The sequence below is a fragment of the Parasphingorhabdus halotolerans genome (assembly GCF_012516475.1).
Taxonomy (GTDB): Bacteria; Pseudomonadota; Alphaproteobacteria; order Sphingomonadales; family Sphingomonadaceae; genus Parasphingorhabdus; species Parasphingorhabdus halotolerans.
In genome coordinates this window covers 3,155,208-3,180,005 of record NZ_CP051217.1, presented here as the reverse complement: position 1 = coordinate 3,180,005, position 24,798 = coordinate 3,155,208, and the positions used below count along the sequence as shown (strand labels likewise).

Genomic DNA, 24,798 nt, shown 5'->3' with positions numbered 1-24,798 from the left:
AAGCGGCCTGCATCGCGAATCAACCCGCCATTTAGGCAGTGTTGATAGGGATCTTGCGTTCTTTCTGGATGGCTTCTGCACTTTTCGGGATATGTACAGTCAGCAGGCCATCCTTGGCTTCGGCGCTGATTTTCTGATGGTCGACGCCGTTTGGCAATTTGATTGCGCGCTCGAAGCTACCATAATGCCGCTCGGAAAACATGAAGCTTTCGCCTTCTTCCTCATGGCTTTCCGATTTCTCGCCCGATACCCGCAGCATGCCGTCGCTGAGCTTGATCTCAATATCGTCGGTGCTCATGCCGGGCACTTCGGCGACCAGTTGATATTCATCCTTCCTGTCCCGCAATTCGACAGCAGGGTCGGCATTGTCATATAGTTTTTGCAGCATCCGCGAGCCAAACGCGTTGCCCGGAGTATCATCAAACATCCGGTCAAATTCGTCGCGTATCCGTGAAAACGGCTCCCAGACATTGCTCGCGGTTACCGGAACATTGAACCGGCTGACCGGGCCATTTCTGACGGATTTGCTCTCAGAGGGGAGATTAGTTTTCTTCTTGCTCATGGTCATTTCCTCGTTCGAATTGAATCTGATTGCCCCAGTGATTTCCAATATTATCTGGTGGACAGAAAATAAATCCGGTCTGTTCCCTACGGGATTCTACGTATTTTCTGGTATCGCTATATGTCCTGTTGTCTTTGGCGGGTTTGCGACTTTGGAATGACGGGAAACCAGCCTATGATTGCGCTGGATTGAACAAGCCTGCATTGCAGGACAAACAACAGAGGTTCTTAGGATTGGGTGACAATATTTCCATAAATACGGACCGACAGGCCTATCTGGAAGCCGTGCTGGCAACCCTGCCCGAATGTGTTGCGATAATTGATCGCAATTTCCGGCTCATTGACATGAACCAGGCCGGTCTTGCAAAAGTTGGTGTGTCCCGATTTGAAGATCTTCCTGACGGTGCGCCATTGACGATTATTTCGGAACAATGTCGCCCGGTGTATGAGGAAGCCTTCCGGGCGATCCTCATCGGTAAAAAGGACGCTATCGGCAAGCCCTTTCGGATCGAACTGGAATCGGTTGATGGGATCATGCGATTGATGGAATGCCGCTTTGCGCCTCTGCATGACGATAAAGGCAATGTGGACTCCGTCGTCGTAACATCGCGCGACATTTCCGAATGGCAAAAGGATCTGGCCGCATCGGAACGGTCAGGCTCCATATTGCAATCCATATTGGCCACTGTTCCTGCCGGGATGGTTGTCATCGATGAGCAGGGCCTCATCACTTCGTTTAGCGCTACCGCTCAAGCGCTTTTCGGATACAGCGAAACCGAGCTGCTGGGTCAAAATGTCAAAATATTAATGCCTGCGCCACATCACGACCGCCACGATGACTATATCAAACACTATCTGCAAACGGGCGAGCAACATATTATCGGGATTGGCCGGAAAGTTGAAGGCCGCAGGAAAGACGGCACGATATTCCCGATGCAGCTCGAAGTCGGAGAGGCGCGAATTGGCGAGGAATGCCTGTTTACAGGTTTTATTGTCGACCTGACCGAACAGACCAGAACAGCGGCCGAGATGCAGGCCTTGCAGGCCGAGCTGATCCACGCATCAAGGCTAAGCGCAGTGGGTACATTGGCGTCAGCGCTCGCACATGAAATCAACCAGCCTCTGACTGCCATTTCCAACTATCTTTCTGCAGCGCGTGACATGGTGGCTGAAGGGTCGGAGATCGATCAGGACATGCTGACGGAAGCCCTTCGTGAGAGCGTTTCGGAAAGTTTGCGCGCCGGAACAATTGTCAGGCGATTGCGCGAATTTGTGGCCAAGGGCGAGATAAACCGGCAGGCTTTGTCGATAGCACAATTGGTCGAGGATGCGACGACGCTCGGGCTTGTTGGCGCTCATGACAAGGGCGTGGAATGGGCAATCGATATCGCGCCGGATACCAATCATGTTTTTGTTGACCGCGTCCAGATCCAGCAAGTGATGGTCAATTTGATGCGCAACGCGATTGAGGCAATGGCCGAAAGCCCGGTCAAACATCTCGGCATTACCGTGCGCTCGGTCGATGAGAATCAAGTTGAAATTCTGGTTAGCGATACCGGTTGCGGCATTGATCCGGAAGTGGGAGATAAGATATTTAATCCGTTCGCCAGCACCAAAGGCGACGGGATGGGACTGGGGCTTTCAATCTGCCGCACGATCATTGAAGCCCATGACGGAAAAATAAGCGTCGAGTCCAATCCCGATGGCGGATCAATTTTCAGGGTTTCATTGCTGAAAGCGAAAAAGGAGCAAACAGATGACGAGTGAGCGTTTGGTCTATGTTGTGGATGATGATGATGCGGTCCGCCGGTCCGCCGCCTTCATGCTGCGCCATGCCGGTTTTCAAGTTCGCCCGGTTGAGTCCGGCGTCACGTTTCTGAAACTGGCCAAGGATGCCGAACGCGGCTGCGTGCTGCTTGATATCCGGATGCCGGAAATGGATGGGCTGGAAGTGCAGCAAGAGATGGTCAAACAGGGCATCGATATGCCGGTGGTCATTCTGACTGGACATGGAGATGTAGAGGTCGCTGTTCAGGCGATGCGCGCCGGGGCGATCAACTTTCTCGAAAAGCCCTATGAGAAGGAAGCTTTGCTGGCCGCGATGGAGGAAGCATTTGAACGGCTGGAAAATAGCGATCTAAAGGAAATGGCATCGTCGGAAGCAAAAGTCCGGCTAGCATGCCTGACCGGGCGCGAGCGTGATGTGCTTGAAGGCTTAATGACGGGTTATCCCAATAAAACCATCGCCTATGATCTGGGGATATCGCCGCGCACGGTAGAGATTTATCGGGCCAATATGATGGAAAAGCTGCGTGTTCGCAGTCTTGCGGAAGCATTACGCATTGGGTTTGCGGCCGAAGAGAATGTGACGAGTAAACCCGGCCCGGTGACAAATTAAACGACGCGGCTTAGGCTCCGTCTCCTAGCCAAAAGCGATGCGTCCTCCAACAAGACCGATGAAAAGCGCCAGTATAAATGACCAGACTGCAAAAATGCCGCCGGTCATCCGCCAGTCTTTCGGCGGCAATCCCTGTATCAAAAACATCGCGATCCCGGCAACGTTGACGCATACCAGATTGGTCATCAGCAGGAACATCGCCTTGAATCCCAACTCAACTTGGCCGCTACCAAAAAACAGTCCGCTGGCAGAAAGCGGGGGGACCAGCGCCACCGCGATCATAACCCCGACCAATGCCAGTGATGCACCCTGGCTGAAGGCAAGCACGCCCGCAGCACCGCAAGCAAGGGCCAAAGCAATGTCGGCTGGCTGCACGATTGTCCGGTTAAGGAGTTCCGGCACGGTTGGATCGACGGTGATCATCGCGCCAAGTAGCATCGTGAAGATAAATCCGATCAACAGACCAACAGTCAGCGTAGTTGCGGCCCGCTTACCGAGTTTGCCATTGCCAACGGTCGCAGCCAGCGCCAATGCCATTGTTGGACCCAGCATAGGCGCAATAACCATCGCCCCGATAACAACAGCTGTCTGCCCGCTGCGCATGCCAAGAGCCGCAATAAGGGCGGACAAAATGACTGTGAGCAAATAATTTGGTTTCAGCGAAAGGCTTGGTTCGATATCTTCATAAAGCTCGTTGGTGCTGATCCGCTCGCGTGTAAAAAAGGACTCCAGCCTGGTGGGCGGCGGCAGATCGGTAGAAGTGGCGATCCGAGTTTCACTGTTTTCCAGAAGCTGTGGCGACAGCGCATCAATCTCGACCGCAATTGCCGAATAGCCGTCGCATTCCAGAAAATGTTCATCCAGTTCCGCAAGCAGTCTTTCGAGATAACGTTGCTGCACAATACAGGAATATTTCTCGCGGCCGTCCGGAACGACCTCCTGCCAGAAACGCCGGCAATGCCGCGTGATAATTTCACCTGCTTGCTGGATTTGGGCGTCGGGAACAATGATTTCAACAAGCCTCGCCGACACTTACATTCCCCCTCGCTGCTGTTCGGAAACAATACAGCGGCCCTGACATCCTCGTCCGGAGCCGCTGCTTTTCATTTTTGGTGCAACTTCGTTTTACCGCTTGGCACCATTTTGTGTGAAGAGCGCCAGTGCGCCCAAAGCAAGACCGGCACTAGCGGCCCCGACAATGCTGGCAATCGGATGCCGCTTTACCTCGGCAACAGCGGCCTGCTTACCGCGTTCGCCTGCCTCACGCAGAACCGCGCCTTTTTCCTTGAGCTGGTCGCTGGCGAATTCGGAGAAATGTTTCATCCGTTCGCCTGCATCTTCGGCCACTTCGTGACCGAGTTTGGTAAAATCACCTTGCAGCCGTTCCAGATCACTGCGAATGACGGCAATCTGGCTGCCATAATCGTGGTCGTGCTGCGGATGGGCGATGGTTGTTTCCTTGTTCATTTGGGGGACTCCTTCGTTGATATTGCGGAACAAAAGTAGGAGCGCGGGAATATCCCGTCATTACGTAATAACCACGAGGCAGCGGAGTGGTTTTTTTCCACTCTACCTGCGGCGTCACACAGACAATCGGACTTAGCTTTGGAATAAATAGCACTAACCGTGTCAGGTGCGATTGCCGTTTTCCTTTCCCAATTTCCGCGACAGAAAAGCGTGACAAGGACTGGCACAATCGCGCTGATCATCGCGCTCATTCTGTTTTTCCAGCGGAATTGCAACCACGCGAACATCTCCGTCGGCAGTGCAAAGCTCCACCAACATGCTTGCGTGCGCCGGAGCCGCCGGCAACAGCACCATAAGAACCAATGCAACGAACGCCGGGAGGAAAGTCCCTAACTCATGCCGGAGCCAGTTAAACACTGTCATCTTCCACCTCCTCATCGATCAAGACGCGCTGTGCTGCTCCGTCCAGATCTTCAAATTGGTCGTTGCGCATCGCCCAGAAGAAAAAGGCGAGACCGCAAAGTCCCATAAAAAGTGCCGCTGGAATCAAGATGGCTAAGCCACTCATTTTGCGGCTCCGTAAAGACGCAGAGCATTGCCAACAACGATGAGCGAAGAGAGCGACATCGCTATTGCGGCGATAAGCGGCGTGACAAGCCCGGCAAGTGCCAAAGGAACCGCCAGGATATTATAACCTATCGCCAGCGCAAAATTTTGTCGCACGGTTTGCATAGTTTTGCGGGCGACCCTGACTGCCAAAGCCACCGGCAGCAGGCTATCGCTGGTAAAAACGGCGTCGGCGGCTTGCTGGCCGACGTCGCTGGCGGAACCCGGGGCGATGGAGACATGAGCAGCAGCGAGTGCGGGGCCATCGTTTAGACCATCACCAACCATTAAAACTCTGTGTCCATCCTTTGCCAATCGATCAATCAGATCAAGCTTATCCTGTGGCAGAGCATTGGCCTGTGCGGTAATTCCCAAGATACCCGAAACCACCGATACAGCTTCAGGGCTGTCGCCAGAAATGATCGAGGAGTTGATGCCGCCTGCTTTCAACTTCTCCAATGTCTCATTGGCGTCAGGGCGAAGATTGTCTTGCAGATGGATATCGAACTGGTCATCGCCAATTTTTAACGTGCAACTTAGCAAGCGACCGGTTTGATCGGATCGACCAAGCGAGACTGGCACGCCGGAAAGGCTGCCCGTCATGCCATAGCCGGAAATCTCAGCCAATCCATCGATCCGCTCGGGCGTCGTGCCTTTGGCGATCAATGCGGTATGGATCGCCCGGCTAATCGGATGCGTGCTGGCCTGTGCCAACGCCAACGCAATTTTCCTCTGCTCCGCAGTCAGCCCATCAAGGTTCACCGGCTCCGGCCGTCCGAGCGTCAAGGTACCGGTTTTGTCGAACAGCGCCATATCGGCTTCGGCCAGTCTTTCCAATGCACTGCCGTCTTTGACCAACACCCCTTTACGCATCAATGCGCCGGACGCCACAACCTGAGCGGCCGGAACGGCGAGGCCCAGCGCGCAGGGACAGGTAATGATAAGTACCGCGACGGAAATCAGCAAAGCCTGATGCCAGCCCACTCCGGCCAGCATCCAGCCAATAAAGGCGAGCAACGCCAGACTGTGGACTGCGGGCGCATAGTAGCGGGCGGCCCGGTCGGCGACGCGCACATGGAAGGAGCGGTGCTGACCCGCTTCGTCCATCAGACGGGCGATATCCGATATGCTGGTGTCCTTGCCCGCAGCCGTTACGCGAACTTGCACAGGTGCAGACAGATTCATTGTGCCCGCCAGAACCTCATCGCCTTCACAGCGCTGTTGCGGATCGCTTTCTCCGGTCAGCATGGAGAGGTCAAAGCCGCTGCGACCCTCTATGATTACGCCATCAGCAGCGAGAATTTCACCCGCTGACACCTGCATCACCATTCCAGCTTCGATGTTCCCCGCTTTGATCCAACGGGTGGTACCATCCGATTGTAAAACCATCGCACCTGGGGCGGTTTGCTTGAGCAATGCAGAAATACCTTCGCGGGCACGGTCGCGCATCATGCCGTCGAGTACACGCCCTGCCAGCAGGAAGAAAATCAGCATGACCACGCCGTCAAAATAGGCATGCTCGCCGCTGGTTGCGGTTTCATAAAGACTCAGCCCTGTCGCGAGGATGATGCCGACACTTATGGGCACGTCCATATTGGTCCGCATGTAACGTAATGCCATAACCGCTGAGGCAAAAAAAGGTCGTCCCGCATAGGCGATAACCGGAATAGCGATAAGCGCGGACAGCCAGTGGAACAGGTCTTTGGTCACGCCCACCGCACCCGACCATACGCTCACCGACAGCAGCATGATATTCATCATTCCGAACCCTGCGACGGCCAGCGCGCGGAGCAACCTCTTGGTATCGCCGCGATCTTCGGACAGCGGATTATCGGCCAATATTTGGGCTTCAAAACCCAGCTGGCCAATAGCGCTTTTCAGTTTGTCTTCGGTCAGTTCGGGAACGTGGGATACGGCGACTTGCTTGGTCGAAAAATTCACCCGCGCATTGATCACTCCAGGCAGATCCGCCAGTCCGCGCTCAATTTTCGATATGCATCCCGCACAGCGCATTGTCGGCACGGCGAAGCGGCTGTCTTCGCAGGCAGCGGCATCGTCGATATGGTCCGAGACAAGGGTTACGTTCACATGACCTCGCCAACCAAGTCAAAGCTGCGTCCACCTTCGGAAATGGAGATTTTAAGTTTCCAACGGCCAGCGGGAAGAGCCTCGTTGCTGGTATATTGGCCGGGCATTTTTTCCTCGAATGTCAGGCTCAAGGCTTCCGTGCGGCCCACGGGATGCTCGGCAATAGCGGTAATAGTGGCGTCGGAAAGTGCAGTGTCGCTAGAGCCAGTCACCGACATTTGTAGGCGATCTGATACTCTGACCGGTTCATTCACCGTCCAGCCATGTGCCGCTTCTTTCCGGCTTTCCTCCAGCCATTGGTTATATTTCTGGCTCGCAACATAGCTATTGTCGACGACGGTCCCGCTGAAAGATCCGAGCGCCAGACCAGCCATCAGGAAATTAACCGCCATGATGACACCAAAAAAGGCGACGAACATCAAGGTCACGTGAAAACCGGTGATTGTCTTTTTGGTTCGGTTCATTTCTCGATCCTCAATCATTCTTTCGGGCGTTCAAAGAAAAGTGCCTCGGTGTCGGTTGGTGCTTCATCATCCACGCCTTGCACGGTCATCTTGAATTCATCACGCTCGGCAGCGGTCGAAGGTGCTGCAATGAACAGCTGCACTTTGGCGACGGTATCTGCGGGTAGGTTTACCCGGAGACTAGTCTGTGCATCAGGCCTTGTCGTCCCGCCTTCCCAGATGGTTGCATTCTGCAATCCGCTAATCGCAATTTCGACCTCGCGGGGACGGTTTTCCATATTGCGGATTTTCGCCGTGTAGGTGTTGCGGATGTCGCCACTGGATAGCTGGACATAGACGGGGTTGCGATCATGCTGAACCGCCAGATCAAGTCGCGTCCGATTGCCGAGCGCGAACAGCATGGCGAGACCGATGGCTGCCCAGACGGCAAAGTAGATAAATACGCGGGGCCGCAGCAGATTCTTCCAGGCAGGAGGAACCTCTTTGCCAGCTTTTTCGGCCTCTGCGTCGTCAGAGGTGACATAGTCGATCAAGCCGCGTGGACGGCCGACCTCTCCCATGACCCGGTCGCAGGCATCGATGCAAAGCGCGCAAGTGATGCAACCGATTTGCGGCCCTTCGCGAATATCAATCCCGGTTGGGCAGACCGCAACGCACTGATTGCAATCGATACAGTCGCCAAAGGCACCGGGCTGCTTTTCCGCCTTCTTGACGCTGCCACGAGGTTCACCGCGCCATTCCTTGTAAGTCACCTGCAGCGATTTTTCATCCATCATCGCAGCCTGTATGCGCGGCCAGGGGCACATGTAGACGCAGACCTGCTCACGCATGAAGCCGCCGAAGATAAAGGTTGTCGCGGTTAGAACACCCACCGTTGCATAGGCAACGAAGGCTGCATTACCCGTCCAGAAATCGACCACCAGCGTGGGCGCATCGGCAAAATACATGATCCACGCACCACCGGTCCAGAAGGCGATGAACAGGTAAATGCCCCATTTGAAAAGGCGCTTGGAGATTTTTCTCGCGGTCCATGGTGCCTTGTCCATTCGCATGCGGGCATTCCGGTCGCCGTCGACAAACCGGTCGACATGCTGGAAAAGATCGGTCCAGACCGTCTGCGGACAGGCATAACCGCACCAGGCACGACCCACTGCCGATGTCACCATGAACAGACCGACGCCCGCCATCACCAGCATCCCGGCGACATAGTAAAATTCATGCGGCCAGATTTCGATGCCGAACATATAGAAGCGCCGGTTGGCCAGATCGACCAGCACCGCCTGATTGGGAGTATAAGGCCCGCGATCCCAGCGGATCCAGGGGGTGATATAATAGACTGCCAAAGCGACAATCATGATCGCCCATTTCAGCCGCCGGAAGGTGCCGTCTATCCGCTGCGGATGGACTGATTTGCGCGCTTCATAGAGCTTGGCTTCAGGTTCAAGAGTTACGTTAGGACTGTTCATCACCTGCGCCTTCACTCTCCACCTGTTCAAGAGTTTCCTGATTCACTTTCTCAAGCGCGGGAAGCGTTTCGCCGCCGCCCAACGAGTGTACATAAGCAGCCAGCATTCTGATGGTCACGGGATCAAGCCGGTTGTTCCAGCGTGGCATAACGCCATAGCGGCTGTTGGTGATGGTTTCGGTCAGAGTGGCCCGATCCCGTCCATAGAGAGCGATCTTGTCAGTCAGATTGGGTGCACCTTGAAGACGATCGCCTTTGCCATTGGCACCATGGCAGATGACGCAATTGGCTGCGTAAACAAGCGCGCCGCGCTGCGATGCTGCACTGGGCTTTTCATCCCCTGACAGGGTTCGCACGTGCGAAACCACGTCCTGTATCTCGTTACTCTGCAATATCCCGTCTCTGCCAAAGGCCGGCATTTGCGAGAAGCGGGTGTCGCTATGATCGGGCTGACGAATGCCATGGACCAGCGTATATTCAATAGCTTCCAGATCACCGCCCCATAACCAGTCGTCGTCATTCAGATTGGGATAGCCTTTTGACCCGGCAGCACCGGAACCGTGGCATTGCACGCAATGCACTTTGAATGCCGAACGACCACCTTCAATGGCTTGCTGCATCAGCTCGGGAGTGCCGTTCAATTTGCGAATATCCGTGGAAATAATGGCCTGACGAATTGGTGCCAGTTCAGCTTCACGGCCTGAAACTTCTTTGGCATATTCCCCGCGGCTGGTCCAGCCGAGCACGCCTTCCGTGGCGCTGTTCAGCATGGGTATTGCCGGGTACATAATGACATAGCCGATAGCCCAGATAATCGTGGCATATAAGGTCCATAGCCACCAGCGCGGCATCGGCGTGTCGAGTTCCTCGATACCGTCCCATTCGTGGCCGACGGTTTCGGTGCCCGTGGCTTCGTCGATATATTTTTTGTCAGACATCTTGCTTGTCCTCATCGAAAATCATGTTCGCGGCATCATCGTGATGACCTTTGGCACCGGGCCGAAAGGTCCAGACGGTGAAAGCTATCCACAAGAAAGCCATGAACATCAGTCCCCAGCTGTCAGCGAAATGGCGGAGTGCCTCATAGCTCATCGCGGCTGCTCCTGCGCTTCACCCGCTTCAAAGTCGACCAACGTGCCGATCATCTGCAGATAGGCGACCAGCGCATCCATTTCGGTAAGCTTGTCCGGGTTTCCATCAAAGTCGCGAACCTGCGCCTTGGGATAGCGTTTCTCGAGTTCGGTCGTGCTGGCCATCGGATCAGCCTGTGTCAGCAAATCTTCATTGGCCTTTTCAATCGCTTCCTTGCTGTAGGGAACACCAACCCGGTACATCGCCCGCAAATGCGCGCTCATATCGCCAGCCTTAAGTTCTTTTTTCGCCAGAAACGCATAAGGCGGCATGATTGATTCCGGAACCACGCTCCGCGGGTCGGTCAGATGCTGGACATGCCATTCATCCGAATAGCGACCACCGACGCGAGCAAGATCAGGCCCTGTCCGCTTGGAACCCCATTGGAAAGGATGATCATACATCGATTCCGCCGCCAGCGAGTAGTGACCGTAGCGCTCCACTTCATCGCGGAACGGACGGATCATCTGGCTGTGGCAGGTATAGCAACCTTCGCGGATGTAGATGTTGCGTCCCGCCAGTTCGAGCGGAGTATAAGGCCGCACGCCCTCAACTTCCTCAACCGTATTGTCGATCCAGAACAAGGGAGCGATTTCGACGATCCCGCCGATGATCACGGTGATCAGGGCTAACACCGCGAGCAGGGTGACGTTGCGTTCAATTCTCTTATGTTTTTGCGTGAGTGTGGTCATGTTCTTGTCTCCCTCACTCTGCCGGTACGGCGGTTGGTTGCGAAACAATTGGTTTGTCCGCCGCCGCGTCGTACGGCGTCTCGGTCATCGGTTTCTCATCGCGAACCTTGCCCGCGATGGTCATCCAGACATTATAAACCAGCACACAGGCACCAGCGAGATAGAGCAGACCGCCCGTTGCCCGAATAACGTACATCGGGAACATCGCAGAAACGACTTCACTAAAGGCATAGACCAGATAGCCATCGTCCCCATATTCGCGCCACATCAGGCCCTGCATGATACCGGCGACCCACATCGACGCGGCGTAGAGAACGATACCCAGCGTCGCGAACCAGAAGTGCCAATTCACCATGCGCAGGCTATAGAGGCGTTGCTTGCCCCACAGACGCGGGACCAGAAAATATATCGCGGCAAAGGTGATCATGCCGTTCCAGCCCAGCGCACCGCTGTGTACGTGACCAATGGTCCAGTCGGTGTAGTGCGACAGGCTGTTTACCGCCTTGATCGACATCATCGGACCTTCGAAAGTACTCATGCCATAGAATGCGAGGCTGAGAACCATCATCCGGATGATCGGATCGGTGCGGATTTTTTCCCATGCGCCGTTGAGCGTCATCAGGCCGTTGATCATCCCGCCCCAGCTTGGCATCCACAGGACGATCGAGAAGACCATGCCCAGCGTCTGTGCCCAATCCGGCAGCGCGGTATAGTGGAGGTGATGCGGTCCTGCCCAGATATAGAGGAAGATCAAGGACCAGAAGTGGATGATCGACAGGCGGTAGCTGTAGACGGGCCGCTCCGCCTGTTTCGGCACGAAATAATACATCATGCCCAGGAAGCCTGCGGTCAGGAAAAAACCAACCGCATTATGGCCATACCACCACTGCGTCAGGGCATCCTGCACACCGGCAAAGGCGCTATAGCTTTTTGCACCAAGCAGGCTGACCGGCATGGCCAGTCCATTGACCAGATGCAGCATCGCAACCGTCAGGATGAACGCCAGGAAAAACCAGTTGGCGACATAAATATGTGGCTCGGAACGTTTTACGATCGTGCCGATAAAAACGGCGGCATAGCTCACCCAGACGATCGTCAACCAGATATCGACATACCATTCAGGCTCGGCATATTCCTTCGATTGGGTAATGCCGAGCAGGTAACCGGTGGCGGCCAGCACGATAAACAGCTGATAGCCCAGAAAACAAAGCGGGCGAGGCCGGGGAAGGCCAACCTCGCCCTGCAAGTGCGCTGGACGATGTAAAAACTCGTCGCGATTAGCGCATTGCCTCCAAAAGCAAAAATAACAGCAGATGTGTGAAGCGGGCGGAGGCGCCCGAATGTCGTATATTCCAGACCCAGATTGAGGACCGGAAAGGCGAGCTGCAATGCTATATAGAGCCCGACAAGAAATCCGGCCATGCCCCAAAATATCGTCGCGATCACACCCCAGCGGATTGGGTCGTCGTCATAGAGGCCTTCCTCCATCGGGGCCTTTAATATGCCCCGCCCAATGGCCTGATAATCAGCCTTGCTGATCGTCACCCAAAGCGCGATAAGACAAGCGATAATGACAATCGCCATGTGCACCGCGAAACCGCTGTCGACCGCCAGAACCATGGCGGCAAATGCAAGCACTGCGAGGACCAGCCAACTGCCAGCCTTCATCAAAAGAGTATCCATAACGTCCTTCCCCGTTTGTGGCCCCGTATGTGGGGAAGGTCAGCGCTAACAGCTTGGCATTGACCGCAACATAAGGAGAAATACGTAGTCGGATATTTGAGGTCGATGCCGAACCGGGATGGTTCCTGTCTTGGAAGTTTCATACCCAAACCACGTGCGCTGATTTGCTCATATTCACTGTGAGCAGCCGCGGTTTCAGGGTGGATTTCTATTTAACGTGCAGTAAATCAGTTAACGGCTTCTTTGATATTTTCCATCCGTTCAATCGAACGTCGCAAGCGGATCGCTGCTTCGGGCATTAGTCGATATTCGAACAGCGTCAGATGCCGCAGCAATGTATTGCGGATTGCGCCGCCGCCCTCTTCAATCGGATCACCCATCTCGCGGAAATATTCCAGACCGTAACGCAAGATGATGGTCGCGTTTATCGCGAGGTCCGGCAGTCGCTCTTCTGGCCAATCGAGTAGTCCTGACTCGACACAGCCTCTGAAATAAGCGCGAAATTGTTCGTGAGTCCGTTCGATCCACCTGCGCGCGCCCTGCTGGACGATTTTATCATGCTCGCCATAATCGGCCTGATCGCGATACAAGAAACGATATTCGCGAAACTCATCGATAATCGCTTGCAACAGCGTCGCATATTCATCGACAATATCACCACCCCCCAATGGAAGCAGGGACAAGCGCTTTTCAATATCTTGCGCGAACTGCTCGCTGATCGCGTGCAAGATCGCTCGTTTCGTTTTGAAATGATACCAGAGATTACCCTCAGCAATGCCGAGATGCTCAGCCAGCGTCGCGCTGGAGACATTTCCATAGCCACGCTGGTTATAAAGCTGCCGCGCACCCAAAACGATCCGGTCGCGGGTTTTCAATTTAGTATTTCTCCAGCTTGACCATCATTTTCTTGTAGCCATGGACGAAGCAGGCAGGAACGCGCTCGGGCTCTTCAAGCACATTCACCCGCAACCGCCGCTTTGCCATTTCCTCGAGCAAAACATGGAGTTGCAACTCAGCCACGCGCGCGCCAACGCAGCGGTGAATGCCATAGCCAAAGGACAGATGCCGCCGTGCATTTTCCCGATCCACCCGGATGCTGTCCGCGTCATCAAAAATACTTTCATCGCGATTAGCCGAGAGATACCAGAGCACAACCTTGTCGCCCTTTTTCATTTTTACGCCTTCCAGTTCGGTATCTTCCATCACCGTGCGGCGCATATGCGCGAGTGGGGTTTGCCAGCGCAGTAGCTCCGCGACGGCATTGGGAATCAGCGACGGATCAGCTTCCAGCTTCGCCCGCTCACCAGGAAATTGACTAAGACCATAAGCATAAGCGCTCATCGAATTGCGGGTCGTATCATTGCCGCCGACGATCAGCAGCACGAGATTGCCGATAAACTCTTCCTGGCTCATCTCGCTCATCGATTCAGACTGCATCATCACAGAGATTAAATCTTTGCCTGGCTCCCCTGCCGCCTTGCGTTGCCATAGTTCGGCAAAGGCCCCGGCCATTTCCATGGCGATCGCATTGCGCCTGGCAATCCCGCCTTCGGCATGAATCAATTCCACATCACCCAGCATATTGGACCAATAGGTCAGCTTGTCCCGCTCTTCCCAGGGAAAATCAAACAGCTTGGCAAGCATCCCCGTGGTGAGTTCGATGGAGACCTTGTCGACCCAGTCAAAAGCTTCTCCCACGGGAAGCGAGTCCAGCAGACCGGCCGTGCGTTCACGCACTTCATCCTGCATCGCTTTAACCTCGCCGGGACCAAAGGCCGGTGCAACCGTCCGCCGCTGCGCCGTATGTTGCGGCGGGTCCATCGCGATAAACTGTGGTTGGCGAAATTCATCTTCCATCAGATGATCGACAAATAACGCAATCGTGATGCCGCCATATTCATACGAGGATGAGAAAATTTTCGGTAATGCCTCAACGTGGACAATCGGCTTGTAGGTGGAAACCGACCAGTAAGGACCAAATTTTGACTCCGGAACATATTGAATGGGCGCTTCTGCGCGCAGTTTCCGGAACGGTTCCTGCCAGCGATCTTCTGCATAAAGTTCAGGCAGTGAAACGTCGATCGGGTCTATTGCTGTTTTTTCGGGTGCTAATGTCATTGCCATGCCTGCTCTCCTCCACGCCGCCCATGCGACTCATCAAGATTAGGGTTATATCCCTATTTTATGTTTTGACAATGCAATTCCGTTGCTGTGCCGTTGCGGTGCCATTGCGATGACAGTGCCAACAATCCATGACGCTCTGACCAGTAATCAAAGCATATGAAAAAGAGCATATTTCATTTATGTTGCGATTATGTCAGATATTCTAAGTTCCAAACAGCAATTGCTCACCAGATATTTCTCGAGGCGGAAATATGCTTCAAAAGAGATGGTTGCCTATCCTGACGACGAGATCAGCCAAAAAGCGTTCGTGGTGACAGAGGGTGTGTTTCGGGTTTTCTTACCATTTGAAGACGGGCAAGAGATTGTTAAAAAATTTCTTCTCCCAGGTGATGCGGGAATTACCCCATACCAAGCTGATGGGACTTTTGTTGTCTCATGTGTAGAGGCAGTGACAGCCGGTGAAATAGCTATTGCTCCCCTCGACGATGTCCTTGTTGCATCGCAATCAGATCCGCAACTGATGCAAATCATTAACTTTCATCGCGAGAATCAAATCTCTGAGAAAGCACAACGTGAAATTGATAGCAGACGGCTAGGCGCAAAGGAACGCTATTTGAAGGTTGTGGATCAACTCGGCCAATGGGCTGATCAGGTTCCGCTATTTGAAATCGCAAGCTTAATTGGAATTTCACCAGTGCATCTCAGCCGAATTCGCAAAGAACTGAGGCAAACGGTCACTAAACAAATGTAAAGGCACATTTGTGAGCACCCTCTTATCTCCGAATATGAACGAAATAAGAGGATATCTAAAATGCGAAAAATAATTATTGCTAGCGCAGCGATGGTTGCACTTTTTTCGAATGCACAGGCTCAGACAGTTGCGCAACTGACCCCGTCAAACACTGCTGTCGTTGTGGTAGAATTTCAAAAGCAATGGACTGAGCCGGGATTCTATAACCGAATGATCAAATCGGAATACGAAAGCAGAAATATCTTCGAAAATACAGTGAACCTGCTCGATTCAGCGCGAGAAAATAATTTCCCAGTTGTGCAGGCACCGCTTGTAATTGATCCTAAAAATAAGAAGGGTTGGTTCGCATGGCTGACTTTCGCTTCCTTTTTCACGAAAGGCACCAAGCGCGCCGAATTTACTGATGGAATTGTTAAAAAATCGGACATAATTGTGAATGGTCGATATGCTTTTGATGGCTTTAAGGGAAGTGATCTCGACGCGAAGTTAAAAAAGGCCGGTTCCAAGAATTTGTTATTCTGCGGTTTTACTACGGAGCATTGTGTGGATATGACCATGAAGGAAGCGGAAGAGCGCGGCTATAACGTGTGGTTGATTTCAGACTGCACCGCGACAAAAAGCCAAAAACTTCAAAAACGCGTTGAGGAAAGTTGGAATGCCAAGGGGCGTCTTCTCAGCATGGCTCAAGCCACCGCAATATTCGAGAAACCGAAATCAACGAGTGGACAGGTCGATAAGTTATTGACTTCAAATAACTAAAATGGAATTACGGGGTTATTGCAACCGTCACTGTAATCAGGGTTAGCATATGAAGACATTTCTTCTCAATTTCATTCTTTTCGTTTGTATCATTGCAATCAATGTTATGATTTGGCATGTTGCATTCAATTACTTCGATAATATATCGACGTTAGTGATATTGATAGTTGGGATCACGGCGGTGGTGGTATTTTATTTGGTCTACTTTAGAAAGCGGCCATGCGGCCATGGAAAAATAACAGATGGCGGTCGGCATGCATGGTGGCCCCACGTAGTTGGGCGATGTCCAGAATGCGATGCGGAACTTTAATTAGAATTACGGGAATTATGGTGGGAATTATGGTGACAGTTGCAATAACCCCTAAACTCTAAACCCATATTTTTGCCTTAGCCTTTCCCTGCGGCGCTCGGCCGCGTTTTGCCGGGGCAAGCTTGTGCCCGGTTCTGGCTTCCATGGCCGCTGCCTCCGCCAGCAAATCGAGATAAAGCGCGTAGTCGCCATCTTCAAAAAATGTCTTCTCGCGCCTATTCCCGCGCTGGGTGACATGATGCGGGATGCCGCGGATAACGATGCGGGGAAGCCGAGCCAAATGCAGGGGCGATAATAGTTTGGGGGTTATTGCGACTGTCACCGTAATTGCTGTCACCGTAATTCCAATTTTCACTTTGGCAAAAAACTGGCGTCATTCACTTTTTTAAGCATAATGATAGGGAGGACAATTTTTTTCCATTTAGCAAATAAATATCCAATATTCGAAATAAATATCTATATGAAAAACGTGTTTTTAATGTGTCTATTTGTTCAATCGAAGAGATTTTTTTACCTTTTAGGTAAATATTATTACCTTCAAGATATAAAAATGATTTTCTGTGAAAAACGCTTATAGAAAATTTTACTAACATATAAATAAAAGTACAATAGACAGCAATAAATGCCAATATATAATTTCCGAAAAAAAATCTAGAATCTGCAAAAAAACTTAGCTTAAATATGTCAATTCCTTCTACAGTATAACCATAGACAAAAATAAAAATAAACACCCCCAGATGGCATAGCAGTGATAAAGTCACATTGACTTTATAAATCACAATTTTTTCCATTTTCATTACTTAGTCACCTAATATTATCAATGCTTCCGATTAGCAGGGTCCACGGCCGACGCAGTTTATGAATTACGGTGACAGTTGGAATTACGGAATTACGGTGACAGTTGCAACAACCCCTGCAATTACGGTGAAAGTGCACTTTTTTCTCCGTTTTTCTTTCGTCCGCGCTTGTCCGCTTTGGGCTTTCGCCCGGTCTGTTTCTCCGCGGCGACAAGAAATCTGTCGTCACCAAGAGGGCGTCCTATCGCCTCCGCTTTGCGAATTAATAGTGACATTTCCAAGTCTTCGCTAGCCCGAACTCCAATTGCGATGTCAGTTGCGACAATCCACGATCTGCGTCCGACACTGGCAAGCGTCCGCCACACAGGAAATCGTGCGCCCGGAAAATCTCTTGCACCGCCACCAACGCAAGCCCCGCCGCACCCTAATGCAAACAACCGCACTTGTTTTCAGCCCCGGAACGCGACGCGAAAACAGCGGAACCGCCAATTTCCGAAGAGGCCGCATCTGCCCCGCTCGCGCTGCGCGGCACTTTTGCAACTTTTGGTTACTTTCAATCCGGGCAAATGCCTCCCGCTCAACCTCCAATGATAGCTACGCGAAAACCACGGCATCATCGAAATAGCACACAGCTTGTCTGGAAAGCCGCTTTGGCCTATAATCTCATCATTCGGAGCAGGATGGGTAACAGATGCCAAAGATATTTAAATCATCGCTATTGCTTGCGGTGCTATTCGCTAGCCCTGGGCTTACCCAAGAAGCTATGGATCCTGAAAACCCGACTTGCCCGGCAGAACCGAACTGGACGGCAAATACAACCATGAAGCTTACCCCGATGGATATGGGTGGCACCAAAGTGTTACTGGCAGAAGGGGCGATTGACAAAGGTCTGCCAGAGCGTTTGAAATCAACTCTTGAGGCCAACCCTGATATTGCGGAAATCTGGCTGCGCTCTCCCGGCGGAGACGCTCGCGCTGGCAATGCGGCAGGCCTTATTATACGCAAAACGGGCGGCGCGGTTATCACCCGCATCCCTTCCGGCTGGACCTGTTTTAGTGCGTGCAATTTTGTATTCATGGGTGGAGAAGCGCGGATCATGGAAGAAGGCGGGCATTTCATGGTGCATATGTTCACCATGACCAATGACCGCAATGCGATAAATTACAGTGTTGAAATGGGGACCGATTCCACAGCAGAACTAATCGGTGAGGTGGAACAGGAAAGCGCTCTGCTCGCGACTGAAGACAATGACTTCCTTATCCGCATGGGTGTATCGCGCAAACTGCTAAAAGATGTGATGTATAAAACCAGTGCAATAAAAAGCGCCGGAAGCAGTACCGAAACCCGCCGCTGCCTTACAACCAAGGAAGCACTGGAATATAACGTGGCAAACGTCACAGAATAAAAGCACCCGCCCACCGACAGCCTATTTCAGTTCCTCAGCCCGCAGCGCTTTGCGATCAAGCTTGCCGATCATTGTTTTGGGCAGGCTTTCCCGCACCACCACATCGATCACCCGTTCATGTTTGCCGAGCTGCGGATTGAGCCAGTTTTTCAGGTCTTCGCCCGTTGCGCTCGCGCCCGCTTCCAAAGCAACATAGGCTTTCGGGCTCTCTCCGCGATATTCGTCCGGTACGCCAATAACCAGCGCTTCTTTTACGGCCTCATGTTTGTAGAGCACTTCTTCCACCTGGCTGGGAAAAACCTTGAAACCGCCAACCGCAATCATGTCCTTTATCCGGTCGACAATCTTGATGTAACCATCCTCGTCAATCTGAGCAACATCGCCGGTGCGCAGGAATCCGTCCACAAAAACTTCTTCATCCGCTTCGGGCATGTTCCAATAGCCCTGCATGACCTGCGGACCTGAAAAAATAAGCTCGCCCGGTTCGCCGTCCGGAACCTGTTTGGTCGGGTCTTCCTTGTCGACCAGCTTGACAAGAGTGGCGGCCACTGGTTGTCCGATAGTTCCCGGCTTGTTAAGCCCTTCGTAGGGATTGGCACTGACCACTCCGGAACTTTCGGTGAGACCATATCCTTCGACCAGTTTTGCTCCGGTTTTTGCTTCGAATTTCTTTTTCAGTTCCTGCGGCAAAGGCGCCCCGCCCGATACGCAGACTTTGAGAGACGAGAAGTTCGTCTTGTCGATATCGGGGTGGTCGAGCAGCGCCTGATACATCGTCGGCACGCCAGGCATAGCGGTAATCTGGTTGCGGGTAATCGCCTTCAGTGTCTGCTTGGCATCAAACCGTGGCAGCATGATAATTTCGCCGCCACGTTCAACCGTGCGATTGAGCACTGCGCTGTTGGCAAACACATGGAAAAACGGCAGCACGCCCATCAGCCGGTCCGCTTCATCAATATAAGGATCAATGCCGTTAATCTGCCGCGCATTGGCGGTGAGGTTCTGGTGGCTGAGCATGGCACCTTTCGGGGTGCCCGTAGTGCCGCCTGTGTATTGCAGCAGCGCGATATCTTTTTCAGGGCGAATATTGGCCGCTTTATAATTGCCATCATTGTTAATCAGATCGGCAAAAGGCGTAATTCGGTCATCATCGGGCTGCGGGGTATTCTCCTTGCGACGGAACAGACGATAAAACAGTGCTTTGCCTTTTGGTAAAGCGCCAGCAACGCTGCCTACTACCAGCCGTTCGAGGCTCGATTGCTGGAGCACTTGATAAGCAGTGGGGAACACCGCGCTGGCAGAGAGTGTAAACAATATTTTAGTGCCGGAATCTTCAACCTGATGGTTGAGTTCCTCCACTGTATACAGCGGCGAAAAATTGACCACGGTCGCACCAATAGCCATCGCACCATAATAGGCGCTGACATAGTGCGGAACGTTCGGCAGAAACAGGCCAATGCGATCACCTTTTTCGACGCCTAGATCCTGAAGTCCCTTGGCAACTCTCGTTACACCCGTTGCGATTTCAGCATAACTATATTTGCGCCCCATAAAATCGAGCAAATTGGCATCACCGCGCCGACCCGCAGACCGGAAGAACATACCCGGCATCGAAAGCGGTTGAAAAAACTGGTCCCACTGGGTCGGGTGGTTATACCGCGATTTCCAAATGGGCGGGTTTTCGTGCGGTGTGGGATTGTCGCTATTGTCAGTCATTAACATAAGTGTAAGTGAATGGCGCACGCGATGCAATGGTCCGATAACTTCTTCTCCCTTAACGATAGATCAGTGTGTATGGCAACATTTGCATGACCGATTCTACTTCTCCACAACCAGCAAAAGCATCTCTTTTGTTCGTCATTCTTGTGGTGATGATCGACATGATCGGGTTTGGCGTGATCATGCCGGTGTTCCCCGAATTGCTCGTCGAGATTACGGGAGATACCGTGGCCGAAGCATCCATAGATGCCGGTTGGCTGGCATTTACTTATGCCGCGATGCAGTTTGTTTTCAGCCCGATCATCGGGAATCTGTCAGACAAATTTGGCAGACGACCGGTGTTGCTCGCCACACTGGCTGGCTATGCGATCAGCTACATGTTGATGGGCTTGGCCCCGACCCTGCTGTGGATTTTCGTCGGGCGCGTTCTCACCGGAATTATGGGCGCAAGCTTCAGTGTAGCCAATGCCTATATTGCCGACGTATCTCCACCTGATAAACGTGCCGCCAATTTCGGTTTGATCGGCATGGCATTCGGTGTCGGCTTTATCATCGGTCCAGCACTCGGCGGGTTCTTGGGCGAGATTGGCACACGGGTACCGTTTTTCTTCGCTGGCGGTCTAGCACTGCTCAATCTGGTCTTCGGCTTCTTCATGCTCAAAGAAAGCTTGCCAAAAGAGAAGCGCCGGACATTCAACATAAAGCGCGCCAATGCTTTTGTAGCAATGAAAGGCTTGAGCCAGCAAAACCGGGTTGTGCTGTGGTACGCGATCACCATCGCCGTTTGGATGCTCGCCCATATGGTCTATCCGATCATGTTTGCATTTTATGCGGTCGAAGCTTTGCAGTGGAGCCCCAAGATGATCGGCTTTGCATTGGCCATGGTCGGCTTGGGTGCGGCTGTTGTCCAAGGCGGTTTGATCCGCGTCATCATCCCCAAGGTTGGTGAAAGAAACGCAGTTATCATCGGTGTATTCGGGATGGTGATCGGGACGTTATTTTATCCCTTTGCCAGAGAATATCCTTGGCTGGTCTTTGTCGCTCTTGTCCCGGGAGCACTACAAGGATTGGTACAGCCCAGTGTTAATGGCCTGATGAGCAAGGCGGTATCCGACACGACCCAGGGTGAGTTGCAAGGGGCAGTATCAAGTCTGTCGAGCATTTCGACAATGATTTCGCCACTTCTGTATCCTGCTATATTCTTCGCATTTACCGCGCGGGACGGTCTGCCCTATTTTCCGGCTGTGCCTTTTGTTGTCGCGGGCGCGATTGCCCTGGTGGCGTTAGCGATTTTTCTGCGCGGTTATGCCCTGCATAATAGTGGTGAAATTGTCCCCGAACCTGACGCCCAAACGACTTAAGCGGCACTATACCAGGCCGTACCGTCTTTCATCGCGTGGACCGCGCGGCCGGTATATTCCAGATGCCGCATCGTCGCCATTGCCTCTCCCGTTGCCATACCAATCACATCGTCGGTAATGGGACGCCGGAATAACAATGGAAAGCTATCCACCACCCGCATCGGCTTTTGCTTCAGCGCGGCCACCACGTCATCGAGCGCCTCATTATGGCGCGCGGCAAGCGTATCCAGCCTTTGATGCACCCCTTTAAAGGGGCGTCCATGCGCCGGCAGGATGAGCAACTCTGGATCAACCTCCGCCCGAAACCGTGCGATGCTATCCAGCCATTCGCCCAGCGGGTCGGCGGTTGGTTCGCTGATCATCGTCGAGATATTGGATGTAATGCGCGGCAATATCTGGTCGCCCGAAATCATCACATGATTTTCGTCATCGACCAGACAGGCATGTTCGGGCGTATGGCCGCTGCCGATCATCACGCGCCATTGGTGCCGAATATCGGCATTGCCGGTCGTAACCCGCGTGCCTTCCTCCATCCGGATATGGCTAATCGGGACATTGGACACGGCGCGGGCAAATCGTCCCCATCCTTTTTTGGCAAAATCATCAATCAGGCGCTGCTCCCAACCGGCAAAGCGCCAGTCATCCAGAATTTCTTCAGGAACTCCGCCTTCTTTGTCGAGCGTCAGCATCCGCGTCATCAGCCACTCGGTGCGGTTCATATGCAGCGGCGCCTTGAAGCGTTTGCACAGCCAGCCTGCACATCCGACGTGGTCGGGATGATAATGGGTGACAATAATCTTGGTCGCGCGCTGGCCTTTTAGCGCGCCGTTTTCAAAAATATCTTTCCACACTTCAATGGTTTTGGGCATAAACAGGCCGGTGTCAGCAATGGCGAAACCATCGGAGCCGTCGTCATGGCTATCCCGCAATATCCAGTTGTTAATATGCCCCAGCGGCCCCGGTACGGGCGTCCGGGTCCAGCTAATCCCAGGCATTAGCTCAAATACCTCGCCATATTCGGGGCGATATTCGCCCAACGGATAGGTCAATCCATCCGATTCAACCGGATCGAAGCCATGATCGGCCAATAGCGCGTCATAGGCAGGTATTTTTCGAGGAGCGTCCATCTGCAGACCATAGGCACAGGCCAGCGAAGGGCGCAACCCGAATTAATCGATTGGTTAATTCTAGTCCTTGAAAAGCGTATCTGCTGTATGCTCTTTCGGCGCTTCCTCTTCGCCCGCTTCGGCAGCAAGGGCGGCATCGGCATCGCGAACGGCTTGCGCACGTTCTTCATGTAGCTCGGCGATCAAAGCTTCCTTGTCGCCTCCCAGTTTGGTGTCTTCGGCAATTTCAGGCTCAATACCCGCTTTCTTGGCCGCTTTGGCGACAACGGCATCAAGCTCGCGCTGGGAACACAGTCCCAATGTCACCGGGTCTTTGGCGAGGATATTGGCAATATTCCAATGTTCCCGCTCGCGGATCGCATTGATCGTGGTGCGCGTGGTGCCAATTAGTTTGCCGACTTGTGCGTCGGAAATTTCCGGGTGGTTTTTGAGCAACCATGCAATGCCGTCCGGCTTGTCCTGCCGCTTGGAAACCGGAGTATAGCGTGGTCCCTTGGTACGACGGACTTGATCCGGTCCTTTTTGCAAGACCATCCGGTAATCGGGATCTGCCTCGGCTTTGGCAATTTCCTCATTGGTCAGCTCGTGCGCCTGAACCGGATCGCGCCCGGTATATTTGGAGCTTGCCAGATCATCCGCCATCGCATTGACTTCAAGAATGTGAATACCGCAAAATTCCGCGATCTGGTCAAAACTCAAAGCGGTGTTATCGACCAGCCAGCTAGCGGTTGCGTGCTGCATAAGCGGTGTCTGTTGTTCGTTAGCCACGGGCCAATCTCCATAAAATAAGGGCCGCCCCCTTTCGGAGACGGCCTGTTGTTAAGCCTTATGTAGGGTGTTTTTGAAGAGTCGGCAAGATGTTTGCGTTTACCCGACTCTCAGCACAATCTTGCCGATATGATCGCCCGCTTCCATGTGCGCGTGCGCCTTTGCCGCGTCGGCGAGCGCGAAACTCTCATCCATTATTGGCTTGAGCTTACCCGCCTCGACATCGGGCCAGACGTAACGATAAATCTCGTCACAGAGTAACGCCTTGCGGTCGGCGGATTGCGGACGCAGCGTGGAACCGGTTAAAGTCAGCCGCTGCATCATGATTTGCGCCATGTTGAGTTCGGCCTTCATCCCGCCCTGCACCGCGATGGTGACATGACGACCATCGGCCTTGAGACAATTGAGATTGCGCGCGACATAATCGCCAGCGACCATATCGAGCACCACTTCGACACCCGCGCCGTCGGTGATTTTTTTCACTTCCTCGACAAAATCCTGTGACTTGTAATTAATCGCATGATCCGCGCCGATGTGTTTGGCGGCGCTGCATTTCTGGTCGCTGCCGCACGTCACGATGACATTAAGACCAAAGAGCTTGCCCAGCATGATCGCCATCGTGCCGATACCGCTGGTGCCACCATGCACCAGTACGGTTTCATCCTCCCGCGCAAATCCGCGATTGAACAGGTTGCTCCAGACTGTGAACAAAGTTTCGGGTAGCGCCGCTGCTTCTTCCATCGTCACGCTGTCTGGCACTGGCAAGCATTGACCTATGGGCGCGACGCAATATTCCGCATATCCGCCGCCGTTGGTCAGCGCGCACACTTTACGGCCAAGGTTCTCGGGTTCAACGCCGTCGCCTATTGCCACGATCGTTCCTGACACTTCCAGACCAGGAAGCGGCGATGCACCGGGCGGAGCAGGATAAAGGCCCATGCGTTGCACCACATCTGGACGGTTCACGCCAGCGGCAGCAACTTTTATCAGCACCTCGTCGGACTTTGGAACCGGCACCGCGGTTGTTTCAGGTTTCAGGACTTCCGGTCCGCCAGGTGCGCTTATCGCAACAGCTGTCATTCGGGTTGGAATCGTCGATTGCAACACTTCTGAATTTGACAT

The 24,798-nt window shown here is 53.1% G+C and carries 26 protein-coding genes and 1 pseudogene; 6 read left to right on the top strand and 21 right to left on the bottom strand.

Annotated elements, in window-relative coordinates:
• Nucleotides 1–31: 31 nt before the first annotated feature.
• Nucleotides 32–562: an Hsp20/alpha crystallin family protein gene (locus tag HF685_RS15575; RefSeq protein WP_168820888.1), complete on the bottom strand. Its 531-nt coding sequence runs from the start codon at nucleotides 560–562 to the stop codon at nucleotides 32–34.
• Nucleotides 563–795: 233 nt separating this feature from the next.
• Between HF685_RS15575 and HF685_RS15570 the strand changes: the two genes are divergently transcribed.
• Nucleotides 796–2,328: a PAS domain-containing sensor histidine kinase gene (locus HF685_RS15570; protein ID WP_211051251.1), complete on the top strand. Its 1,533-nt coding sequence runs from the start codon at nucleotides 796–798 to the stop codon at nucleotides 2,326–2,328.
• Entirely contained in the window at nucleotides 2,318–2,959 is a 642-nt protein-coding gene (locus tag HF685_RS15565) for a response regulator transcription factor (RefSeq protein ID WP_168820884.1), read from the top strand. Before HF685_RS15570 ends, HF685_RS15565 begins: the two co-directional genes overlap by 11 nt.
• Before the next feature lie 24 nt (nucleotides 2,960–2,983).
• Here HF685_RS15565 and HF685_RS15560 read toward each other — a convergent pair whose 3' ends face one another.
• From HF685_RS15560 to HF685_RS15500, 13 genes and pseudogenes are all read right to left on the bottom strand, one after another.
• A complete protein-coding gene (locus HF685_RS15560; protein ID WP_168820883.1) occupies nucleotides 2,984–3,991 on the bottom strand; it encodes a TIGR00341 family protein in 1,008 nt (335 codons plus the stop codon).
• A 93-nt stretch (nucleotides 3,992–4,084) separates the two neighbouring features.
• Nucleotides 4,085–4,426, bottom strand: a complete 342-nt coding sequence (locus tag HF685_RS15555; RefSeq protein WP_168820881.1) for a hypothetical protein — start codon at nucleotides 4,424–4,426, stop codon at nucleotides 4,085–4,087.
• A gap of 162 nt (nucleotides 4,427–4,588) precedes the next feature.
• Nucleotides 4,589–4,849, bottom strand: coding sequence for a hypothetical protein (locus HF685_RS15550; protein WP_168820879.1), 261 nt, complete (start codon nucleotides 4,847–4,849; stop codon nucleotides 4,589–4,591).
• Nucleotides 4,836–4,994 (bottom strand): cbb3-type cytochrome oxidase assembly protein CcoS, encoded by a 159-nt coding sequence (gene ccoS, locus HF685_RS15545; RefSeq protein ID WP_168820877.1) that lies wholly within the window; start codon nucleotides 4,992–4,994, stop codon nucleotides 4,836–4,838. Before ccoS ends, HF685_RS15550 begins: the two co-directional genes overlap by 14 nt.
• A complete protein-coding gene (locus HF685_RS15540) occupies nucleotides 4,991–7,045 on the bottom strand; it encodes a heavy metal translocating P-type ATPase (protein ID WP_168821580.1) in 2,055 nt (684 codons plus the stop codon). The genes ccoS and HF685_RS15540 overlap by 4 nt, the downstream gene beginning before the upstream one ends.
• A 71-nt stretch (nucleotides 7,046–7,116) precedes the next feature.
• Nucleotides 7,117–7,584, bottom strand: a complete 468-nt coding sequence (locus HF685_RS15535; protein ID WP_168820875.1) for a FixH family protein — start codon at nucleotides 7,582–7,584, stop codon at nucleotides 7,117–7,119.
• Nucleotides 7,585–7,598: 14 nt separating this feature from the next.
• Nucleotides 7,599–9,050, bottom strand: a complete 1,452-nt coding sequence (gene ccoG / locus HF685_RS15530) for a cytochrome c oxidase accessory protein CcoG (RefSeq protein ID WP_168820873.1) — start codon at nucleotides 9,048–9,050, stop codon at nucleotides 7,599–7,601.
• The gene (ccoP, locus tag HF685_RS15525; RefSeq protein ID WP_168820870.1) at nucleotides 9,037–9,987 is read right to left on the bottom strand and encodes a cytochrome-c oxidase, cbb3-type subunit III; all 951 of its coding nucleotides are present in this window, start codon (nucleotides 9,985–9,987) and stop codon (nucleotides 9,037–9,039) included. The genes ccoG and ccoP overlap by 14 nt, the downstream gene beginning before the upstream one ends.
• Entirely contained in the window at nucleotides 9,980–10,141 is a 162-nt protein-coding gene (locus HF685_RS15520; RefSeq protein ID WP_168820868.1) for a cbb3-type cytochrome c oxidase subunit 3, read from the bottom strand. Before HF685_RS15520 ends, ccoP begins: the two co-directional genes overlap by 8 nt.
• Nucleotides 10,138–10,872, bottom strand: a complete 735-nt coding sequence (ccoO, locus tag HF685_RS15515; protein WP_168820866.1) for a cytochrome-c oxidase, cbb3-type subunit II — start codon at nucleotides 10,870–10,872, stop codon at nucleotides 10,138–10,140. The genes HF685_RS15520 and ccoO overlap by 4 nt, the downstream gene beginning before the upstream one ends.
• Before the next feature lie 13 nt (nucleotides 10,873–10,885).
• Nucleotides 10,886–12,555, bottom strand: a pseudogene (ccoN, locus tag HF685_RS15510) (cytochrome-c oxidase, cbb3-type subunit I).
• Nucleotides 12,556–12,782: 227 nt separating this feature from the next.
• Nucleotides 12,783–13,430: a TetR/AcrR family transcriptional regulator gene (locus HF685_RS15505; RefSeq protein ID WP_168820864.1), complete on the bottom strand. Its 648-nt coding sequence runs from the start codon at nucleotides 13,428–13,430 to the stop codon at nucleotides 12,783–12,785.
• A gap of 1 nt (nucleotide 13,431) precedes the next feature.
• Nucleotides 13,432–14,679 (bottom strand): cytochrome P450, encoded by a 1,248-nt coding sequence (locus tag HF685_RS15500; protein WP_168820862.1) that lies wholly within the window; start codon nucleotides 14,677–14,679, stop codon nucleotides 13,432–13,434.
• 190 nt (nucleotides 14,680–14,869) lie between these two features.
• On the opposite strand from HF685_RS15500, the gene HF685_RS15495 reads away from it, so the two are divergent.
• Both HF685_RS15495 and HF685_RS15490 read left to right on the top strand, forming a co-directional pair.
• Complete coding sequence (locus HF685_RS15495) at nucleotides 14,870–15,430, top strand: Crp/Fnr family transcriptional regulator (protein WP_168820860.1); 561 nt, start codon at nucleotides 14,870–14,872, stop codon at nucleotides 15,428–15,430.
• Nucleotides 15,431–15,490: 60 nt separating this feature from the next.
• Nucleotides 15,491–16,189, top strand: a complete 699-nt coding sequence (locus HF685_RS15490) for a cysteine hydrolase family protein (RefSeq protein ID WP_168820858.1) — start codon at nucleotides 15,491–15,493, stop codon at nucleotides 16,187–16,189.
• Between the two features lie 368 nt (nucleotides 16,190–16,557).
• On the opposite strand, the gene HF685_RS16165 is transcribed toward HF685_RS15490, so the two are convergent.
• The 3 genes from HF685_RS16165 to HF685_RS15475 all read right to left on the bottom strand — a co-directional run bounded on the left by HF685_RS16165 (nucleotide 16,558) and on the right by HF685_RS15475 (nucleotide 17,571).
• On the bottom strand, nucleotides 16,558–16,779 hold the full coding sequence (locus tag HF685_RS16165; RefSeq protein WP_211051249.1) for a hypothetical protein: 222 nt from the start codon (nucleotides 16,777–16,779) through the stop codon (nucleotides 16,558–16,560).
• Nucleotides 16,780–16,876: 97 nt separating this feature from the next.
• On the bottom strand, nucleotides 16,877–17,296 hold the full coding sequence (locus HF685_RS15480) for a hypothetical protein (RefSeq protein ID WP_168820856.1): 420 nt from the start codon (nucleotides 17,294–17,296) through the stop codon (nucleotides 16,877–16,879).
• A gap of 122 nt (nucleotides 17,297–17,418) precedes the next feature.
• On the bottom strand, nucleotides 17,419–17,571 hold the full coding sequence (locus HF685_RS15475; protein WP_168820853.1) for a hypothetical protein: 153 nt from the start codon (nucleotides 17,569–17,571) through the stop codon (nucleotides 17,419–17,421).
• A gap of 416 nt (nucleotides 17,572–17,987) precedes the next feature.
• On the opposite strand from HF685_RS15475, the gene HF685_RS15470 reads away from it, so the two are divergent.
• A complete protein-coding gene (locus tag HF685_RS15470) occupies nucleotides 17,988–18,701 on the top strand; it encodes a COG3904 family protein (protein WP_246218662.1) in 714 nt (237 codons plus the stop codon).
• Nucleotides 18,702–18,722: 21 nt separating this feature from the next.
• Here HF685_RS15470 and HF685_RS15465 read toward each other — a convergent pair whose 3' ends face one another.
• Nucleotides 18,723–20,417, bottom strand: a complete 1,695-nt coding sequence (locus HF685_RS15465) for a long-chain-fatty-acid--CoA ligase (protein WP_168820851.1) — start codon at nucleotides 20,415–20,417, stop codon at nucleotides 18,723–18,725.
• A 92-nt stretch (nucleotides 20,418–20,509) separates the two neighbouring features.
• Between HF685_RS15465 and HF685_RS15460 the strand changes: the two genes are divergently transcribed.
• Entirely contained in the window at nucleotides 20,510–21,781 is a 1,272-nt protein-coding gene (locus HF685_RS15460) for a TCR/Tet family MFS transporter (protein WP_168820849.1), read from the top strand.
• On the opposite strand, the gene HF685_RS15455 is transcribed toward HF685_RS15460, so the two are convergent.
• The 3 genes from HF685_RS15455 to HF685_RS15445 form a co-directional block, all read right to left on the bottom strand.
• The gene (locus HF685_RS15455; RefSeq protein WP_168820847.1) at nucleotides 21,778–22,908 is read right to left on the bottom strand and encodes an MBL fold metallo-hydrolase; all 1,131 of its coding nucleotides are present in this window, start codon (nucleotides 22,906–22,908) and stop codon (nucleotides 21,778–21,780) included. The genes HF685_RS15460 and HF685_RS15455 overlap by 4 nt on opposite strands.
• Before the next feature lie 60 nt (nucleotides 22,909–22,968).
• Nucleotides 22,969–23,649 carry a DUF1013 domain-containing protein gene (locus tag HF685_RS15450; protein ID WP_168821578.1) on the bottom strand — a complete coding sequence of 227 codons (681 nt, stop codon included), beginning with the start codon at nucleotides 23,647–23,649 and terminating at the stop codon, nucleotides 22,969–22,971.
• A gap of 126 nt (nucleotides 23,650–23,775) precedes the next feature.
• The gene (locus HF685_RS15445) at nucleotides 23,776–24,798 is read right to left on the bottom strand and encodes an NAD(P)H-quinone oxidoreductase (protein WP_168820845.1); all 1,023 of its coding nucleotides are present in this window, start codon (nucleotides 24,796–24,798) and stop codon (nucleotides 23,776–23,778) included.

Coding starts and splice junctions, on each gene's coding strand:
- HF685_RS15575 (WP_168820888.1), bottom strand. CDS start 562: ATGAGCAAGAAGAAAACTAATCTCCCCTCTGAGAGCAAATCCGTCAGA.
- HF685_RS15565 (WP_168820884.1), top strand. CDS start 2,318: ATGACGAGTGAGCGTTTGGTCTATGTTGTGGATGATGATGATGCGGTC.
- HF685_RS15555 (WP_168820881.1), bottom strand. CDS start 4,426: ATGAACAAGGAAACAACCATCGCCCATCCGCAGCACGACCACGATTAT.
- HF685_RS15550 (WP_168820879.1), bottom strand. CDS start 4,849: ATGACAGTGTTTAACTGGCTCCGGCATGAGTTAGGGACTTTCCTCCCG.
- ccoS (WP_168820877.1), bottom strand. CDS start 4,994: ATGAGTGGCTTAGCCATCTTGATTCCAGCGGCACTTTTTATGGGACTT.
- HF685_RS15540 (WP_168821580.1), bottom strand. CDS start 7,045: ATGCGCTGTGCGGGATGCATATCGAAAATTGAGCGCGGACTGGCGGAT.
- HF685_RS15535 (WP_168820875.1), bottom strand. CDS start 7,584: ATGAACCGAACCAAAAAGACAATCACCGGTTTTCACGTGACCTTGATG.
- ccoG (WP_168820873.1), bottom strand. CDS start 9,050: ATGAACAGTCCTAACGTAACTCTTGAACCTGAAGCCAAGCTCTATGAA.
- ccoP (WP_168820870.1), bottom strand. CDS start 9,987: ATGTCTGACAAAAAATATATCGACGAAGCCACGGGCACCGAAACCGTC.
- HF685_RS15520 (WP_168820868.1), bottom strand. CDS start 10,141: ATGAGCTATGAGGCACTCCGCCATTTCGCTGACAGCTGGGGACTGATG.
- ccoO (WP_168820866.1), bottom strand. CDS start 10,872: ATGACCACACTCACGCAAAAACATAAGAGAATTGAACGCAACGTCACC.
- HF685_RS15500 (WP_168820862.1), bottom strand. CDS start 14,679: ATGGCAATGACATTAGCACCCGAAAAAACAGCAATAGACCCGATCGAC.
- HF685_RS15495 (WP_168820860.1), top strand. CDS start 14,870: ATGTCAGATATTCTAAGTTCCAAACAGCAATTGCTCACCAGATATTTC.
- HF685_RS15490 (WP_168820858.1), top strand. CDS start 15,491: ATGCGAAAAATAATTATTGCTAGCGCAGCGATGGTTGCACTTTTTTCG.
- HF685_RS15480 (WP_168820856.1), bottom strand. CDS start 17,296: ATGAAAATGGAAAAAATTGTGATTTATAAAGTCAATGTGACTTTATCA.
- HF685_RS15475 (WP_168820853.1), bottom strand. CDS start 17,571: ATGTCACTATTAATTCGCAAAGCGGAGGCGATAGGACGCCCTCTTGGT.
- HF685_RS15470 (WP_246218662.1), top strand. CDS start 17,988: ATGCCAAAGATATTTAAATCATCGCTATTGCTTGCGGTGCTATTCGCT.
- HF685_RS15465 (WP_168820851.1), bottom strand. CDS start 20,417: ATGACTGACAATAGCGACAATCCCACACCGCACGAAAACCCGCCCATT.
- HF685_RS15460 (WP_168820849.1), top strand. CDS start 20,510: ATGACCGATTCTACTTCTCCACAACCAGCAAAAGCATCTCTTTTGTTC.
- HF685_RS15455 (WP_168820847.1), bottom strand. CDS start 22,908: ATGGACGCTCCTCGAAAAATACCTGCCTATGACGCGCTATTGGCCGAT.
- HF685_RS15450 (WP_168821578.1), bottom strand. CDS start 23,649: ATGCAGCACGCAACCGCTAGCTGGCTGGTCGATAACACCGCTTTGAGT.
- HF685_RS15445 (WP_168820845.1), bottom strand. CDS start 24,798: ATGTCAAATTCAGAAGTGTTGCAATCGACGATTCCAACCCGAATGACA.